This window comes from Mycobacterium sp. (genome assembly GCF_050701675.1).
Taxonomy (GTDB): Bacteria; Actinomycetota; Actinomycetes; order Mycobacteriales; family Mycobacteriaceae; genus Mycobacterium.
The window spans coordinates 1-2,530 of sequence record NZ_JBOGDD010000768.1 but is presented as its reverse complement, the minus strand read 5'-3'; the positions used below and the strand labels follow the sequence as shown (position 1 = coordinate 2,530).

Genomic DNA, 2,530 nt, shown 5'->3' with positions numbered 1-2,530 from the left:
CCTTGAGCCTATTCAGCGCGCAAGTTCTGAGATTGCGGGCGTCCAGCCGTGCCGCCAGAACGTAAACACCATAGAACTGCGCTCGCCGGGCACGACCGAACGAGAGCCTGCGGCTGAGTGCTTTGGCGTCGTCTGTCGTTGGGGAGGCGCCGCCGCGCCTATCGCGAACCCTGATTGTTCGTAATGCTGTATCGCCGAACGCTAGCTCTCGATGATCCGGGTTACGTATGGGGTCATTCCGCCGGTGCGCACGGGCGAGACCTTTACGGGCACACCGGTTTGTTGGGCCTCGAGCATCTGGCCGTTGCCCAGGTAGAGGGCTTCGTGCTGGCCGCCGGAGGGGCCCCAGAACAGGAGGTCGCCGCGCTTGGCTTGCGACGGGGGGATTTTTCGGCCGGCGTCGTATTGAGCGCCGGAGTAGCGGGGAAGCAGAATGCCGACGCCGGCGAAGGCGTAGCGGGTCAGGCCCGAGCAGTCGAATCCGACAGTTCCTGCGCCGGAGTCGATTCCGCGGCTCGGCCCGTTGAGGCTGCCTCCGCCCCATGAATAGGGAACCCCGCGCTGGGATCCGGCTCGGCGAATCACGTATTCGATGGCTTGTGCGCCGTAGACCCGGTTGCCGCTCAGGCTGGCCCCCGGGTCGCTCGCCGGGCTCGTCAGCCCCAGGCTGCTCAGGAATTTGCGTCCCATGTCCATGGTGGTTTTTGCCGCGTTGGCGCTGGCTTGTAAGGAGGCGTTGGCTATCGCCAGTGGGTCACCCGGGGCCCCCGCACTGAGAACGCTTGGCAGCAACGGATCCCATGGGCTGACGGGTTCGGCGTGAGCGGGCGTGGCGAGAACGATCGTTGACACGGTGCACCCGATGAGGAAGAGACGCGTCAAGCAAGAGCGACGGCGCCTTGCGCTGTCCGCCTTCGGCGATGCGCCGAAACGTCGACCACGATTGGTGGTCCGAAACTCGGAGGGCATCGAGTTCAGTTCTCCTTCGCAGGTGGCCAAGCCCCTGGGGGACATGAGCGCCGCCGACTCGTGCGCCGGGTTGCGGTTCTACGTACCGACTCAGTACGTAGCAGCAGCGGATATCATGGAACGTACATCACATCAGCCCCACTGTTAACACTAGTAACAGAACAACAGCCGTGTAATTCGTTGGGCGGCTGTGGATGTCCGGCGTTGACCTTCCCCTCAGGTTTCTCTCAACCGCTCATCAGGGCCCGCATCATCGAGTCCTGATGACCGCTGGGCTGGCTTCCGAGGTGGATGTGCATCCGCCGGCGGTGGGGAACGGGTACGTGATCTGTTGCAGGTAGCCGGCGGGGAAGTCTGGCTTGACGGCGATGCCGAGTTGGGTGATCAGGTCGGCCACGACGGCGCCCAGAGTGGGCTCACGGGTGTGGCTGAGGACGGATCCGCTGGTCCATCCGTGGTGGACGCTGCGGTAATGGGCTGCGCGGCCGGCGGTGGAGTCGGGATCTAGGAACACCAGGGCGCCCCGTGCGGCACCGGTGTCGATCCGGTGCGCTGCGTCGGCGGGCACGATGACCGTGGTGCCGCGGTGGTGGGCGCCGTTGCCGTCCACGATGGTCATCGCGGTGGGTGCGGTCATGATCTGGACGGCGTGATGGGCGTGGGGGTCGGTGACGCCGATGGTTCCGGTGAACGCCAGCACGCCGGGACGCAGGAGCGCCGATCCCTGCCAGGGCGGCTCGGTCATGACAGCGTCAACGGCGAGCACCTACCGGGTGGTGGTTGTGACTGGTGTACGCGGGGGCGTGGTACCCGTGGCGGGCGCCGGGGTTTGGTTGTTGGCGGTGGTGGCGAAGCGGCGCAGTCGCAGGCTGTTGCTGACCACGAAGACCGAACTGAACGCCATGGCGGCCCCGGCGATGAGCGGGTTGAGCAGTCCCAGCGCCGCGAGCGGTAGGGCGGCGACGTTGTAGGCGAACGCCCAGAAGAGGTTGCCCTTGATGGTCTTCAGCGTGGCCCGGGACAACCGGATCGCGTCCGCGGCGGCGCGCAGATCGCCGCGGACCAACGTCAGGTCCGACGCCTCGATCGCAACGTCGGTGCCGGTTCCCATGGCCAGACCCAGATCGGCCTGCACGAGTGCGGCCGCGTCGTTGACGCCGTCGCCGACCATCGCCACGATGTGCCCCCGGGCCTGCAGGTCCTTGACGACGTTGACCTTGTCGGCTGGCAGGACTTCGGCGATGACGTCGGCGGCGTCGATGCCGACTTGGGCGGCAACGGCGTGGGCGGCGCGCCGGTTGTCACCGGTGAGCAGGAAGGGGCGCAGACCGAGCTGGCGGAGCTGACTGATCGCGTCGGCCGAGCTGTCCTTGACGGTGTCCGAGACGACGATCACCGCGCGCGTCGCTCCGTCCCAGGCCACCCACACCGGGGTGTGGCCCAGTGCCTCGGCTGCCTCGGCGGCATCGAGCAGGACTGTGGGGGTGGTGAGCGACCAATCGTCGGTGAGCCAGCTGCGCCGCCCGACGAGCACGGCGTGCCCGTCGACGACACCGCTGAC

At 67.1% G+C, this 2,530-nt stretch carries 3 protein-coding genes; all 3 read right to left on the bottom strand.

Features of this window, described 5'->3' with window-relative positions:
- Positions 1 to 201: 201 nt before the first annotated feature.
- Complete coding sequence (gene ripB, locus ACRDUX_RS23495; protein WP_526417027.1) at positions 202 to 852, bottom strand: NlpC/P60 family peptidoglycan endopeptidase RipB; 651 nt, start codon at positions 850 to 852, stop codon at positions 202 to 204.
- A gap of 367 nt (positions 853 to 1,219) precedes the next feature.
- On the bottom strand, positions 1,220 to 1,714 hold the full coding sequence (locus tag ACRDUX_RS23490) for a hypothetical protein (protein ID WP_526417025.1): 495 nt from the start codon (positions 1,712 to 1,714) through the stop codon (positions 1,220 to 1,222).
- A gap of 21 nt (positions 1,715 to 1,735) precedes the next feature.
- A partial coding sequence (locus tag ACRDUX_RS23485; RefSeq protein ID WP_526417023.1) for an HAD-IC family P-type ATPase occupies positions 1,736 to 2,530 on the bottom strand: 795 nt, incomplete at its 5' end.

Coding starts and splice junctions, on each gene's coding strand:
- ACRDUX_RS23490 (WP_526417025.1), bottom strand. CDS start 1,714: ATGACCGAGCCGCCCTGGCAGGGATCGGCGCTCCTGCGTCCCGGCGTG.